The organism is Sorangiineae bacterium MSr11954 (assembly GCA_037157815.1).
Lineage (GTDB): Bacteria > Myxococcota_A > Polyangia > Polyangiales > Polyangiaceae > Pendulispora > Pendulispora albinea.
Genome location: CP089984.1, coordinates 8,978,585 through 8,993,078 on the forward strand (window position 1 = coordinate 8,978,585; position 14,494 = coordinate 8,993,078).

The 14,494-nt window shown below is 66.1% G+C and carries 15 protein-coding genes; 12 read left to right on the forward strand and 3 right to left on the reverse strand.

Annotated elements, in window-relative coordinates:
• Positions 1–61: 61 nt before the first annotated feature.
• The 12 genes from nadE to LZC94_35055 all read left to right on the forward strand — a co-directional run bounded on the left by nadE (position 62) and on the right by LZC94_35055 (position 10,892).
• A complete protein-coding gene (gene nadE, locus LZC94_35000; protein ID WXB13048.1) occupies positions 62–1,984 on the forward strand; it encodes an NAD(+) synthase in 1,923 nt (640 codons plus the stop codon).
• Between the two features lie 167 nt (positions 1,985–2,151).
• Entirely contained in the window at positions 2,152–2,496 is a 345-nt protein-coding gene (locus LZC94_35005) for a hypothetical protein (GenBank protein WXB13049.1), read from the forward strand.
• On the forward strand, positions 2,459–2,731 hold the full coding sequence (locus tag LZC94_35010) for a hypothetical protein (protein ID WXB13050.1): 273 nt from the start codon (positions 2,459–2,461) through the stop codon (positions 2,729–2,731). The genes LZC94_35005 and LZC94_35010 overlap by 38 nt, the downstream gene beginning before the upstream one ends.
• A gap of 172 nt (positions 2,732–2,903) precedes the next feature.
• On the forward strand, positions 2,904–4,316 hold the full coding sequence (gene egtB, locus LZC94_35015; GenBank protein ID WXB13051.1) for an ergothioneine biosynthesis protein EgtB: 1,413 nt from the start codon (positions 2,904–2,906) through the stop codon (positions 4,314–4,316).
• 78 nt (positions 4,317–4,394) lie between these two features.
• Positions 4,395–5,381: an L-histidine N(alpha)-methyltransferase gene (egtD, locus tag LZC94_35020; GenBank protein WXB13052.1), complete on the forward strand. Its 987-nt coding sequence runs from the start codon at positions 4,395–4,397 to the stop codon at positions 5,379–5,381.
• Positions 5,382–5,524: 143 nt separating this feature from the next.
• On the forward strand, positions 5,525–6,451 hold the full coding sequence (locus LZC94_35025; GenBank protein WXB13053.1) for an acyl-CoA desaturase: 927 nt from the start codon (positions 5,525–5,527) through the stop codon (positions 6,449–6,451).
• A gap of 44 nt (positions 6,452–6,495) precedes the next feature.
• Positions 6,496–7,032 (forward strand): GNAT family N-acetyltransferase, encoded by a 537-nt coding sequence (locus LZC94_35030; protein WXB13054.1) that lies wholly within the window; start codon positions 6,496–6,498, stop codon positions 7,030–7,032.
• 125 nt (positions 7,033–7,157) lie between these two features.
• Positions 7,158–7,820 carry a periplasmic heavy metal sensor gene (locus LZC94_35035; GenBank protein ID WXB13055.1) on the forward strand — a complete coding sequence of 221 codons (663 nt, stop codon included), beginning with the start codon at positions 7,158–7,160 and terminating at the stop codon, positions 7,818–7,820.
• Positions 7,821–7,832: 12 nt separating this feature from the next.
• Complete coding sequence (locus LZC94_35040; GenBank protein ID WXB13056.1) at positions 7,833–8,021, forward strand: hypothetical protein; 189 nt, start codon at positions 7,833–7,835, stop codon at positions 8,019–8,021.
• A gap of 33 nt (positions 8,022–8,054) precedes the next feature.
• Positions 8,055–8,741, forward strand: coding sequence for a response regulator transcription factor (locus tag LZC94_35045; protein ID WXB20285.1), 687 nt, complete (start codon positions 8,055–8,057; stop codon positions 8,739–8,741).
• Positions 8,738–10,135, forward strand: a complete 1,398-nt coding sequence (locus LZC94_35050; protein WXB13057.1) for a HAMP domain-containing histidine kinase — start codon at positions 8,738–8,740, stop codon at positions 10,133–10,135. Before LZC94_35045 ends, LZC94_35050 begins: the two co-directional genes overlap by 4 nt.
• Positions 10,136–10,196: 61 nt before the next feature.
• A complete protein-coding gene (locus tag LZC94_35055; protein WXB13058.1) occupies positions 10,197–10,892 on the forward strand; it encodes a response regulator in 696 nt (231 codons plus the stop codon).
• Positions 10,893–10,906: 14 nt separating this feature from the next.
• Here LZC94_35055 and LZC94_35060 read toward each other — a convergent pair whose 3' ends face one another.
• From LZC94_35060 to LZC94_35070, 3 genes are read right to left on the reverse strand one after another with little or no spacing between them, the layout of a single operon-like run.
• A complete protein-coding gene (locus tag LZC94_35060; GenBank protein WXB13059.1) occupies positions 10,907–12,010 on the reverse strand; it encodes a phosphotransferase family protein in 1,104 nt (367 codons plus the stop codon).
• Positions 12,007–13,212 (reverse strand): acyl-CoA dehydrogenase family protein, encoded by a 1,206-nt coding sequence (locus LZC94_35065; protein WXB13060.1) that lies wholly within the window; start codon positions 13,210–13,212, stop codon positions 12,007–12,009. The genes LZC94_35060 and LZC94_35065 overlap by 4 nt, the downstream gene beginning before the upstream one ends.
• 40 nt (positions 13,213–13,252) lie before the next feature.
• A complete protein-coding gene (locus LZC94_35070; protein WXB13061.1) occupies positions 13,253–14,347 on the reverse strand; it encodes a hypothetical protein in 1,095 nt (364 codons plus the stop codon).
• Positions 14,348–14,494: the final 147 nt, after the last annotated feature.

Consider the following 14,494-nt stretch of genomic DNA (forward strand, 5'->3'; position numbering starts at 1 on the left):
TAGAAATGCGGTATGATGGTCGATTTTCCCTCGGGACACGTAAGGTAAGGGCGCATCTTTCATGAGACTCGTTCGAATTGCGATAGGGAACGCCAATACGACGGTGGGCGCGGTGAAGAGCAACGTGGATCGTGCCATCGAGCTGGCCCACGCTGCCGCGGGCGAAGGGGCCACCTTGCTCGCCTTGCCGGAGCAGCTGATTGGCGGCTACATGCAGGAAGATTTGGTCCAATGGCGCTCGTTCATCGACGCGCAGCGGCGCGAGCTCGATCGCTTCGCCCACGAGACGCGCGCGCTCGGCACCGCCTCGGTGCTGGGCCTCACGGTGGCGCGCGGGAGCCATCTCTACAGCGTGGCGGCGCTGGTGCACGGCGGGCAAGTGCACGGCATGGTGCCAAAGGAGAAGCTCCCCACCTACGGCGTCTTCTACGAGAACCGCACGCTCGCGCGGGGCACGCCGGGCCTCTACGACGATCTGCCGTCCACAGGCACCGGCACGGTCCCCTTTGGCGATCTGGTCTTCGAGATGGACTTTGGCACCATCGGCCTCGAGGTGTGCGAGGACATCTGGTCGCCCGACGGCCCCATGCGCCGCCGCTGCTACGCGGGCGCGGAGATCATGGTGAACGTCTCGGCGTCGCCCTTCCGCCTGGGGGTCGAGGGCACGCGGCGCGAGATCATCAGCACGCGCTCCTCGGACAACCAATGCACCGTGGTCTACGCGGCGCTGGTCGGGGCCAACGATGGCCTCATCTACGACGGCGGCGGCTATGTGGCGCAGAACGGGCGCATGCTCCACTACGCGCCGCGCTACCGCGAGGGCATCACCTGCGTGACCGTCGATCTCGACCGCACGCGCCGGCTGCGCGCGGAGAACACCACCTGGCGCATGGACCAAGAGACGTTCGAAGCGGCCAACGTCGGCAAGGTCCGGCGCGTCGTGGTGAGCGTGCCCACCCGCGGGCGAAACGAGCTTCGGTACCCGGGGCCTGCGCACAAGAGCTTCTTTCTCCCCGAGCCGTCCGAACCCCGCTCGCCGCGCGCGGACTTCTGCGAAGATCTGCTCGATGCCCTGGCCCTCGGCGTGGGCGACTACTTCGAGAAGACGGGCGCCTTCAAGACCATCGGCGTGGCGCTCTCCGGCGGGCGCGACAGCTTGCTCTGTCTCATGCTCGCGCACCGCTGGCTCTTGCGCCGTCATGCGCACGAGGGCGACCATGCCGTGAAGAAGCGCGTGGCCGAGGTCCTGCGCGCCTTCTTCATGCCGACCCGCTACTCGTCGGCCGAGACGCGCTCGGCGGCCGAGGTGACCGCCCGCGAGCTCGGCGTTCCCTTGGTGGTGAGCGACATCGACGACGCGTTCGAGCGCGAGCTCGAGGCGGCCAAGGGCTTGCTGCAGCCCGGCGAGACGGTGACCGCGCTCACCCGCCAGAACATTCAGGCGCGGCTTCGGGCCGAGCGCATGTGGAGCTGGTCGAACAGCGCCTCCGGGCTCTTCTTGCAGACGAGCAACATGAGCGAGAAGGCCGTGGGCTACACCACCATCGGCGGCGACATGGAGGGCGCGCTCTCGGTCATCGCCAACGTGCCCAAGACCGTGGTGAACTACTTGCTCGACTACCTGCTGGAGACCACCGGCTCCGAGGCCATCCGACTCACCTTGAAAAAACCGGCCAGCGCCGAGCTTGCCGACGACATGGAGGACGAGCGCGATCTCATGCCGTTCCCCGTCCTCGACGCCTGCTTCGCCCTCTACGCCGGCGAAAAGATGAACCTGCCCGAGGTCGCCTCCGCGCTCGAGTCCATCTTCCCGGAGGAGAACCCCACGCAGCTCGAAGCCTGGGCGAAGAAGTTCGGCCGCCTGTTCACGCAGTCGATTTACAAATGGGTGGAGATGCCGCTCAGCCTCCACGTGGGCAACCTCGATCTGGAGCGCGAGCGCGCGTTGCAGTTGCCCGTGGTTCAAAAAACCGAGTGGCAGTAGCCATCGACGTCGCCATCCAAATAGCCCAGCCATGCCACTTTGCCTCGCGAGGCAAAAAGGGGCTCTTCCGTAGATGCACCAGGACCCACGCGGCGCCGTGACGATCCCGCCGCGGGGTCCTGCATGCAGAAGCATGGCGGGGTGCGAGGCTTGCATTGCGCCGTCTCATGGAAATTCGAGAAGCCAACGGTGCCGCGGAAGTCGAAAGCAGTCTGCGCAAGATCGCGAGCAAGATTTCGCCCGATAAGATCTCGAGCTTCGCACGGGAGCTGCCGGAGATCGTCGAAAGGGAAGTAAAAGCGAACCCTTACCGCACGCTCGGCGTGGCCGCGGGGATTGGTTTCGGGGTGGGCGCCATCGTAGGCTCTCGACTCTTGCGCACGGTGCTCCTAGCAACCGGAGGGGTGCTCGCGAGCGAAATGGCGCGCGGCCACGTGAGGCGATTCATCGAGGTCTTGGTGGACGAGGTGGACAATGAGTCCAACAACGGAACGAGCCACGAACGCGCATAGCGGCCCGCGGCCGTATCCCAGCGCCGATACGGCCGATCGCGGCGAAGAAGACTCGCTCGAGCGCCAGGTGATCGAGAGCTTTCCCTTCGACTTCGCGGAGTCCTCCGAAGGCCCCACCAGCACGGGGCCCGAAGACGTCGCGCGCACCGATCGCACCGACGGCGAGGTCGAAGCCGAGATTCCAACGGCTCCGTCGACCGACGACGATCGCGAATCGGTCGGCCATTTGCCCTAGCCGGTTCACCCGGTTTGCCCTAACCCTCGTAGCTCACCGGGCGCGTTCGAAGCGCCAACGTCGCTGCCGGCGACTCCCACCCGACTTCGCACAAGGGCCGACCGACATGACCGAACGCGCGCTGCACCTCCACGCGAACGATCCGCGAACCCACGAGAAACACCCTTCTCCCATGCTTGCCGTTCGAGCTTCGCGCTCCGCCCTCGCCACGCGTTACGGTGACGTGCGCGCGGCCACCACGTCCCTCGCCGCTCCGTTGGGACCCGAAGATTGCACCGTGCAATCGATGCCCGACGCGAGCCCCACCAAGTGGCACCTCGCGCACACCACGTGGTTCTTCGAGACGTTCGTGCTCGCGCGTGCAAAACCTTCGCGGACGCCGTTCGATCCGCGTTACGGCGTCCTCTTCAACTCGTACTACGAGGCGGTGGGCGAGCGAACTCCAAGGGCGAACCGCGGTCTCATGAGCCGCCCCACGCTCGAAGAGGTGTACGCATACCGCCGCGCCATCGACGAGGAGATGGGTCATTTGCTCGCGCGCGATCTCGACGGCGACATCGCCTCGGTGGTGGAGCTCGGGCTCCATCACGAGCAGCAGCATCAAGAGCTCCTCTTGACGGACATTCAGCACGTCCTATCTCAAAACCCACTGCGGCCTCGTTACGTCGATGCCCCCGAATCGCGCGCGGCGCGGCCGGCAGACTCCGCGGTCGGGCCGAGCGATCTCCCTCCGCTCGAGTGGATTTCGGCGCCGGAAGGGCTGCGCACCATCGGCCACGGCCCCGCCGCCGACGGCACCACGTCTTTCTCGTTCGACAACGAAACGCCACGCCATCGCCTCTTCGTGCCCGCATTCTCCTTGGCGTCCCGCCTCGTCACGTGCGGTGAGTACATCGATTTCATCGAGGACGGCGGCTACGAGCGCCCGGAGCTCTGGCTCTCCGATGGATGGGCCGCGCGCCGCGCCGAGCAATGGGAGGCGCCGCTCTATTGGGAGAAGCACGATGGCACGTACCACGCTTTTTCGCTTCACGGTCTTCAGCCCATCGATCCGCGCCGTCCGGTGGCGCACGTGAGCCTCTACGAAGCGTACGCCTACGCCACATGGGCGGGCGCGCGCCTTCCCACCGAGGCCGAGTGGGAGGTGGCATCGGAGCGCTGTCCCATCGAGGGCAATTTCGTCGAGAGCGGCCTTCTCCGTCCGCGCGCTCTTTCGTCGGGCGCGGCAGGCGCGGCGGGCGCATCTGGCACGTCGAGCGCGCCGCGCGGTGTGCTCCGGCAAATGTTTGGCGACGTCTGGGAGTGGACGGGGAGCGCGTACGCTGCGTATCCGGGCTTTCGTCCGCTGGCGGGGGCGCTCGGTGAATACAACGGAAAATTCATGTGCAATCAGATGGTCCTTCGCGGGGGTTCCTGTTTCTCGCCCGCGAACCATTTGCGGCGCACGTACCGCAATTTCTTCCCGCCCGGCGCGCGCTGGCAGATGACCGGCATCCGTCTTGCGAAGGACGCACGAGACGCCCGAGACGCGAGAGATGGAAGAGACGCGTCCGCACGACCGTCCGGAATCGGAGATTCGGTCTAACGCCTTTTTGCTTTTCGCTTTCCGAATATCCGAGCCCCGCAACCTCGCTGCGCGACGAGCAGCCGGAGAACCGCCGCCATGATGAAGAAAACGAGCATCGGCCCGTTCACGCTCTACGACTACGCACCCACCCGCGAAGACTCCTTCCGCACGGAGGTCCTTCGCGGCCTCGCGCAGCCAAAGAAGGCCATACCCTGTAAATTCTTCTACGACGAGCGTGGCTCCCGCCTCTTCGACGACATCTGCGAGCTGCCCGAGTATTACCCCACGCGCACCGAGCTCGCGATCCTGAGCCAATACACGAGGGAGATCGCGCGCGAGCTGGGACCGCGCCCGCTGCTCATCGAGCTCGGGAGCGGCAGCGGCAACAAAACGCGCCTCGTGCTGGACTACCTCGACGATCCGGCGGCCTACGTCCCCATCGACATCGCGCGCGAGCACCTCATCGCCTCCGCGGCGCTCCTGCTCGACGCCTACGCCGACCGCGGCCTCGAAGTGCTCCCGGTATGTGCAGACTACACGAAAGACTTCGACATCCCGCGCGCCCGGCGCCCGACGCAAAACCTGGTCTTCTATTTCCCCGGCTCCACGATCGGCAACCTCTCGCCGCAGGAAGCCGTCACCTTCCTCTCCCACCTGCGCTCCCTCGCGCGCGGCCCGTGCGGCCTGCTGGTCGGCGCCGATCTCCACAAGGACCGCTCCATCCTGGAGCCGGCCTACAACGATCACGCAGGCGTCACCGCCGCGTTCAACCTCAACGTACTGGCGCGCATCAACCGCGAGCTCGGCGGAGATTTCGCGCTCGACCACTTCCGCCACCGCGCCTTCTACAACGTGACCGATCGTCGCATCGAGATGCACTTGATCAGCACGTGCAACCAGACCGTCCACGTGGGCGACGTCCCCATCGCCTTCCGCGAGGGCGAGTCCATCACCACCGAGCACTCGTACAAATTCAGCCGCGAGAGCATGGCCGACATCGCGTCGCGCAGCGGCTTCCGCGTGGAGCGCGTCTGGACGGACGCCCAAAACCTGTTCAGCGTGCAGTTGCTGCGCAGCGTGTAGACCTCCGGAAGCGGCCGTCGAGGGCCCCTACCTTCCTCGTCGCGGGTTTTTACGCGCCTCGTCGAAGGTTTCTGGGCCCCTCGTCGTCGAAGAATGATGAGCAGATGACCGATTCGTGACAGAGCGCACCGTATGGTGGCGGCATGTCGCTCCAAGCTTCCGAGCTCGATCTTCCGACGACCGGCCAGCCGGCGTCCGTCGCCGAATCGTCCGACGATCCTTCGCTTACCCGGATTTCGTGGCTTACCAGCGCGCCGTTTTTCTTCGTCCACATCGCGGCGGTGGTGGGCGTGGCGATGCTCGGATGGTCGTGGAGCGGATTTGCGCTGGCGGTCGGGCTGTATTACCTGCGGATGTTCGGTATTACGGCGGGGAATCACCGGTATTTTGCGCACCGGACGTACAAGACGGGTCGGGTGTTTCAGTTCGTGCTGGCGCTCATTGGGACGTTGAGCGTGCAAAAAGGGGTGCTCTGGTGGGCAGCGCACCACCGGTTGCACCATAAGTTTTCGGACAAGCCGGGCGACATCCACTCGCGCAAGCTGCAAGGCTTCTTCTGGTCGCACGTGGGGTGGATCCTCGCGAAGAAGTACGACGAGACGGAGTGGGACCAAATTCGCGATTTTCGTGCGTACCCCGAGCTCGTCTGGCTCAATCGCTTCCACCTGGTGCCGATCACGGCGTTTGCCGTGGGGCTCTTTCTCGTGGGCGGCTCGTGGGGGCTCGTCTGGGGTTTCTTCGTGTCGACGACCCTGCTCTGGCACGGCACCTTCACGATCAACTCGCTGGCGCATTGGATCGGGCGGCGCCGCTATGCCACCACCGACGATAGCCGCAATAGCTTGCTCCTGGCCCTGATCACCCTGGGCGAAGGCTGGCACAACAACCACCACTACTACCCGAAGGCCGTCAACCAGGGCTTCTACTGGTGGGAGATCGACGTGTCGTACTATGTGCTGCGCATCCTCGCCGCGCTCGGCATCGTCTGGGATCTGCACACCCCGCCGCTGAAGGTCCGCGACCGCGCCCCCATCGCCAACCGCGCGGCCAAGACGGTCCCCAGCGCGTAACGGTCGGAACGCAGCTCGAAGCGCCGGGTGGTACACTTCCCCGCATGGTGATCATCCGGCCCGCCCTCGACGAAGACATCGCGGGGGTCGCCGCCCTCGCCGCCCAGCTCGTTCGGTACCATCACGGGCTCGACCCGCTGCGGTTCATGCAGGTGCCCAGGGTGGAGGAAGGCTACCGGCACTACCTCAAAGGCGAGATGCGCTCGGGCGATGTCGTCATCCTCGTTGCGCTCCGGGAGCCGGAGAAGCCCGAGGACACGCGACGCCCCCACGTGGTCGGCTACACGTACTCCCGCGTCGAGCCGCGCAACTGGAACGCCCTGCTCGACCGCTGCGGCATGATCCACGACGTGTTCGTGGCCGAGGAAGAACGCCGCCACGGCCTGGCGCGCAGGCTGATGCACGAGACGATTCGGCACCTGGAGGACCTGGGCATCCCGCGCATCGTGCTGTACACGGCCACCCAGAACGAGCAGGCGCAAAGGCTCTTCGCCTCCCTGGGCTTCCGCACCACCATGCTCGAACTGACGCGCGAAACCACCCACCCCCCGCGCCGCAGCGTCCCGCCGCCCTCGCGTTGATGTGGGGAGCCGCGCCCCGGCCGCCGCCGGCGCTTCACGTTTCTTAACGCCTCCCGCAGGATCCCGTTAACGAAGCCGACCGACCCTCTCCTGGACGCGGGATCGCCCCGCGGAAGGAGATGGAGATGATCGGTTTCGTCATTGGAACGCTTTGTTTGATCGGACTGGTAAAGGTCCTCCGCCGAGCCCGATACGGCGGCGGCGGCCCGTTCGCCTTTGGCCATTGCGGCCCGGGCCGATTCGGCGGCGGATGGGGAGGCGGCAGCGCATGGGGCGGCGGTGGATGGGGAGGCTACGGGGGAGGATCGCCCTGGGGCCATGGCGACCACGCCGGCGACTACCGCCACGGCTGGCACGGCGAGGCATGGCGCGGCGGCAGCTACGACGATGTCCCCGAGGGCGACCGGCGCGGACGCCACGGTGGTTGGGGCGCCTGGGCCGGACGCCAAGGACAGCGCTTCTTCCTGCGCGGGCTCTTCGAGCGCCTCGACACCACCCCCGGCCAGGAGAAGGTGATTGTCGCCGCGTTCGACGATCTGCGGGCGGCCGCCGACAAGGTTCGCGAGGAGATGCACGGCGCGCGGACCGAGGTTGCCACGGCCATGCGCGGGGAGAGCTTCGACGAGGTCGCCCTCGGCGGGGCCACGGCCCGGGTGGAGCACGGCATCGACACGATGCGGCGCGCAGGGATCGACGCGTTTGCGAAGATTCACGAGGCGCTCGATGAACGTCAACGCGGTCGGCTGGCCGACCTGCTCCAGCACGGCCCGCGCGGCTTTGGGTACTAAGGAGGCACGCTCATGCATCCCAAACAGAAGGTTCTCGCCATTCTGCTCGCCCTGGGGGCCGTCGGCGGATACAGCCTCGGCTTCATGAGCCTCCATTGCCACGGCCACTCGCGCCGGGCAGCGTTCGAGCGCCATATCGCGCAAATTTGCACCGACGCCGCGCGGGATTCCAAGCGCGGTGCCGCCGTTGATTCGCAGTAACCCAGCTTGTCGTAATCTGTCGTGACGACCCCCATGCCGACCCGCGTCCTACTCATCGACGATGACGTGCGCCTGTACGAGCTGCTCGCGAGCTACCTGGAACAAAATGGCTTCACGGTGACCGCCGTATCGGATGGCCCCCAGGGGCTCGCCGCGCTCGCCGCCGGCACCTTCGACGCCGTCTTGCTCGACGTGATGATGCCCGGCATGGATGGACTGGAGGTCCTTCGCCGCATTCGCGAGAAGAACCGCATCCCCGTCCTGATGCTCACCGCCAAGGGGGACGAGACCGATCGGGTCGTCGGTCTCGAAATCGGCGCGGACGATTACGTGCCAAAACCATTCAGCCCCCGCGAGCTGCTCGCACGGCTGCGCGCCGTCCTCCGCCGCGCAGCCCCCGATTGCATCGATCACCGCATCCGCGTGGGCGACGTCGCCATCGAAGTCGGCAGTCGCCAAGTGACCTTTGCCGGAAAGCCGGTGGAGCTCACCGGCGTCGAGTTCGACATTCTGCTCGCCCTCGCCCGACGTCCGGGCCGGGTGGTCGCGCGGGAAGCGCTGCTCGCCGAGGCAGGCCGCGGCGATGTCACGGTCGGGGACCGCACGGTCGACGTTCACATCTCGCATTTGCGGCAAAAATTGGGCGACGATCCCAAGTCCCCGCGCCTCATCAAAACGGTGCGCGGCGTGGGTTACGTGCTCGCCAGGGATCTCGCGTGAGGCGCCACCACCGGCGCCGCTGGCCCCCGTTCGACCCGAATTTTCTCGGGCTGCGGCACCCGTTTCATCGCGTTAAATTTCAATTCCTACTTCAGCGGCGCATCTTCTTGTGGTTCGGCGCGACCATCGTCATCAGCGCCATCGTGGTCGGATATTGCGTCCACGTGTTCGGCGGCGACGAAGGTTGGGGCGCCGACGGCAATCGCGCGCGCAAGTTCCTGGGCCATCGCTACGCCGAGGTCTGGAACGACCCGGAGGCACGCACCAAGCTCACCCAAGCGACCTCGCGCGATCTCGGGCTCCATGTCGAGCTTCGGGACAGCGCGGGCAACGTGCTCGATGGGAGCGGAAAGATGTGCAAGCACCCCTTCAACGCCCCCGTGCTGGACGAGAGCAACCACGCGCTCGGCACCGTCACCCTCTGCGGGGACTTTCACGCCTTCGGAAAGTCTGCGCTTGGCCCGCTCTTCGTGGGGCTGTTCATCCTTTGGGCCGCCTCCGGCATCATCGCCCGGCGCCTGGCCCGTCCCATTTACCAAATCGCCCTCGTGGCCGATGACATCGGGCGCGGCCAGCTCTCGAGCCGCGTTCGCATTCCGCTGCACCACCGTGGCGAGATGGGACTGCTGGCCGAAGCGCTTTACGATATGGCGGTACGCATCGAGAAACAGCTGGCCGATCAGCGCGCTCTTCTCGCCACCGTCTCGCACGAAATTCGCACGCCGCTGGCGCGCATGCGCCTGCTCATCGAATTTGCGCGTGGCGCTGCATGCTCGGCCGGGCCAACATCGGATGTTTCGTCCCCGCCGCCTGCGCCTTCGCCCTCTTCGTCGCCCGCTTCGTCCTCCGCCACCAAATCTCCTCTCGAGGAGTTGGACCGCGAAATCGTCGCCATCGATGCGCTGGTAAGCGATTTGCTCGCTGGATCGCGAATCGATTTTGCGGCGATCAAACCGGTTACGATGGATGCCACCGAGGTGGCCAAGGAAGCCATCGAGCGAACGGGCGTCGCCCCGGAAAAACTGGTCGTCGATGTGCCTCACCTGCAATTCCGAGGAGATCCGACGTTGGTGGCTCGGGCCGTAACCAACTTGCTCGAGAATGCCGATCGGCATGCAGGTGGGGTTACGATGTTTCATGTACATCAAGACGGAAACTTGGTGGCGTTCGACGTCGAAGACGATGGGCCGGGATTTGCGCCTGGAGAGGAATCCCAAGCCTTCGAACCCTTTTACAAAAACCCAAGAAGCTCTGCGGCCAGCGCGCGCTCTTCGGGTTTGGGTCTTGCACTCGTAAAGCGAATTGCAGAGGCTCACGGCGGCCGCGCTTTTGCAGAGAATCGAGCGCAAGGTGGAGCACGCGTTGGCGTGCGATTTCGGATGGTAGGACGGTAAGCTCCAAATCGCACGCCTAAGGTCCCCTCCGCAGTACCGCGCACCTATGGTATTGGCTATCGTGTTCAACACCGCCGTGATGGAAAATACTGTTTCGCCAGAGCTGAACGAACCTACTTCCGAACAACAACCACTCGCCGAAGATTCAATTCGCGGGCGCGTGCTGGTGGTTGACGACGAGCCTGCGGTGCGCCGTGGTATCTGCCGCGCGCTTCGCATGGATGGCTACGTCGTCACCGAAGCACGAAGTGGTGACGAAGCGTGGGACATCCTTACCAACGGCCGGCTCTTGCCGGACGTGATGGTTTTGGATCTCGTGCTTCCCAACGAAACCGGGCTCGCGTTTCTCGCGCGCCTTCCCCAACCGTTGCCTCTCGCCGTGATTCTCGTTTCCGGCCAAGGGAAGATCCCCCACGCCGTCGAAGCGCTGCGTCTCGGTGCTAGCGACTTCCTCGAGAAACCCGTCGGCATCGACGAGTTGCGCCCGGCCGTCGAACGCGCCGTGGCTTCGCGCCGCGCCCAGAAGGCGCGCTCGTGGGAAGAAACCGTGACCCACGCCGTAACCCCCGCGCTGCCTGCCCCCACGGGCGCACGCCTGCGCAAGGGCTCCTATCAGTCGCTCATCGACGACTCCGAACGCCATGTGCTGCGTTCGACGTTGGACCTCTGCCAAGGCAACGTGGCCGCCGCCGCCCGCATGCTGCACCTGGACCGCGGCAACCTGTTCCGCCGTCTCAAACGACTCGGCATGCGCTAGCACCGCTAGCATCGTCACACACCCTCGTTGAGCGCAACCTCGGCGCGTTGGGCCAAGAGCTTCACGGCCACGTTGAACGAAGCGAAGCGCTCGTCCTTGGTCAAACCCTGCTTGTAGCGCCAATAGATCTGCTGCAGGACGCCTGCGTTCTTGAAGAGCGCAAATACCAGGAAGAAGCGCAAGTCGCGTGGTGCGCGGCCGCTCTTATCGAAATAGCGGTCCGCGACCTCGCGACGCGTGAGGGCACCGGGCAGCACCGTCGGCCCGAAGGCGAGCCATTTCAGCTCGTCGGGATCCCCCTCTTCGATCCAGTAGCTCAACGTGGTGCCCAGATCCATGAGCGGGTCGCCCAAGGTCGACATCTCCCAGTCGAGGACCCCCCGCACCCGAACGATGTCCTCGGGATCGAGCACCACATTGTCGAACTTGTAATCGTTGTGAACGATGGCCGCGCGGACCGTGCCCGTGGGATCGGCCTCCGCCTCGTCGGTGCGCGCCGCGAGCCACGCGGCGATGCGATCGAGCTCGGGGACCTCGTCCGTCTGCGCGTCGCGGTAACGCTTGGTCCAGCCGGCCACCTGGCGTTCGATGTATTTTGCAGGCTTTCCCAAATCGGCCAGGCCCGCCGCCGTGTAGTCGACCGCGTGGAGCCCGACCAAGGCGTCCACCAGCGATTCGCAGACGCGCCGCAAGGTGGGCGCGTCCAGCGTGATCCCCTGCGGGACCGTGCGCCGCAGAACGACGCCGCGCACGCGCTCCATCAAGTAGAAGGGCGCGCCCAAGACCGATTCATCGTCGGAGTAGGCCACCGGGCGCGGCGCCGCCGGATACGAGGGACAGAGCTTCGAGAGAATGCGGAACTCGCGCCCCATGTCGTGCGCGCTCTTCACGCGGTTGCCGAACGGCGGCCGCCGCAAGACGAGCTCGCGATCGCCCGCCTTCACCAAGTACGTGAGGTTCGAGTGCCCTCCGGGGAACTGCAGGATCTGCAGCGGGCCCGCCAAGGTGCCCTCGGGCAGATGCGAGCGCAGAAACGCCGCCAGCTTCTCCGGGTCGAGCTCCTCGCCTGGGCGCACGGGCTTGGCGCCGTCCTCGCCCGTTCGCGATGCGGCGGTCACGAGCCCACCTCCAGGCCATAGCCCTTGAGAATGCGCTTGGCCACCACGACCTTGTGCACTTCGTCGGCGCCGTCGTAGATGCGCGCGGCGCGCTCGTGCCGATAGAAGTACGCGAGGATCGTATCGTCGGTCATCCCGAGCGCCCCGTGAACCTGAACGGCGCGGTCGATCACGTTTTGCAGAACGCCGGCCACATAGAACTTGATGAGCGAGATCTCCTCGCGCGCGGCGTACGCGCCCTCGCGCTCCATCTTCCAAGCGGCTTGCAGCACCATCAAGCGCCCGGCCTGAATCTCCGCGCGGCTCTCGGCGATCCACGCTTGCACGATTTGCTTGGTGCCCAGCGGCTTGCCCGGCGCCACGGTGCGCGAGGCCGCGCGCTGGCACATCAGATCGAACGCGCGCTCGCACACGCCGATCCAGCGCATACAGTGGTGGATGCGCCCGGGACCGAGCCGCTCCTGCGCGATGCCGAAGCCCGCGCCCTCCATGCCGAGCAAGTTCGTCTGCGGCACGCGACAGCCCTCGAAGGTGACCTCCGCGTGGCTCGCATAGCCATCGCCCGGCTCGCCCATCACCGAGATGTTGCGCACCCGATGGAACCCCGGGGTCGACGTGGGCACGAGGATCTGGCTCGCGCGCGCGTGGGGCGCCGCGTCGGGGTTGGTCACCGCCATCACGATGGCGAACGTGGCGCCCTCGCACGACGACGTGAACCACTTGCGACCGTTGATGACGTAGTCAGCGCCGTCCTTGGTGGCGGTGGTGGCGAGCCAGGTGGGGTTGGAGCCCGGGAGGTCCGGCTCCGTCATGGCGAAACAGCTTCGGATGTCGCCGCGCGCGAGCGGCTCGAGGTACGTCTTCTTCTGCTCGTCGTTCCCGAACTGCTCGAGGATCTCCATGTTGCCCGCGTCGGGCGCTTGGCAGTTGAACACGTAGTGGCCGAGCGGCGAGCGCCCCAGCTCCTCGCTGACCCGAGCGTGCTCCATCAGCCCGAGCCCCATGCCCCCGAGCTTCGTCGGGATCTGCGGTCCCCAGAGCCCGAGCTCCTTCACCTTGCGCCGCACCGACGCGAGCTCCGGCTCCAACGCCGTAAAGCTCTTGCGACGTGCGAGCTCGCGCTCCAGCGGGATGACGTCGGCGTCGACGATTGTGCGCATCGCCTTGAGCGACTTCTCCAACTCGGGTGAAACGGGGAACATGGACGCGAAGCCTACCCCATTCCTTCACGCTCTCGTCACATCAGCGCGTGTCCCGCGCTTCTTCGAGCACCTGCGCCATGAAGTGCACCAGCGCCCACCGTTCGCCTGCGGTCGGCTCCCCATGTAGTTCGACGTGTTGAACCGCGGGGCTAATCAGCTGTGTACGCAGGTAAGCGGGCGGCACCTCCTTCGCGAGCCAGCCGGTCTCGGTCGGCGGGATCACCGAGTCGCCTGCGCCATGCAGAAGGTACACGGGCACGTGCAGCGCGCCCAATCGACCGTGCGGCGACACCTCGCGCATCGCGGGTCCGCGCGCCTCCACCACGCGCAAGATCTCGGGGGCGAGCGCGGCGGTCTTCTTGTCGAAGAGCTGCTCCAGCTTCTCCCGCGACGCGGGCTGCAGCTTGGCGGCGCGCGCGCGGGCCTCCTTCTCCTCGCCCCAGAGCCAGCGGCGGAGCGTCTCCTTGGCCTCGGCGGCGTCCTCCGGGGGGAAGAAGTCGTCGGCGTGATCGCACATGAGCACGGCGATGCCATAGTCGTGGGCTTGCATCTGGACCGTGTGGCCTTCGGCATCGGGGATGGCGTTGGTCACGAAGAAGCGGCCCACGCGCGCCAGATCGTCGTGCGCGCCCACCGCCACCACGAACCCAATGCCGGATCGGTAGCGCTCGTCGGCAGCCGCCAAGAGCGCGAGGCCGCCCGCGAAGCTCATCCCCATGACCCCGACGCGCTCCACGTGCTGGCGCTTTGCGAGCGCCGACGCCGCCGCGCCGATGGTCGCAATGCCAAAAGGCTCGATGCGGTACTCGGTGAGGCTTTTGACCTCGGGGGTGAGCACCGCCACACCGCTGGCCGCGATGGCGCGCGCGAAGCGCTGAAGGCGCGGCTCGTCGACGCCGAGCCTGTGCACACCTGGAACGACGACCAGCGCGGGCGGATTTTCAATGCCGCGCGGAGAGTACAGCCGAGCGCGCGTGGGGCCGGAATCGGTTTCGAGCGATTCGCTCTGCTCGCTCACCTCGTAAGCAGAGGCGCGGGCCAGCCATGGCTTCGGCTCCTCCACCGAGGCGAATCGCGCGAGCAGCGCGGCGGCACGAACGTGCGCGAGTCCAGGACGGGCGAACGCAGCAAGCAATAGGAGAAGGGCGACAATTCCGATAAGACGCGCGCGCCGCCGCACACGGTTAGCCATTTCGATCGTCTACGTGTTATGAGCCATTTGCAGTGACGGTTCTCTGTTTTCAATTCCGACTTTCGCCCGAGAGCGACCGGGCCGATGAGA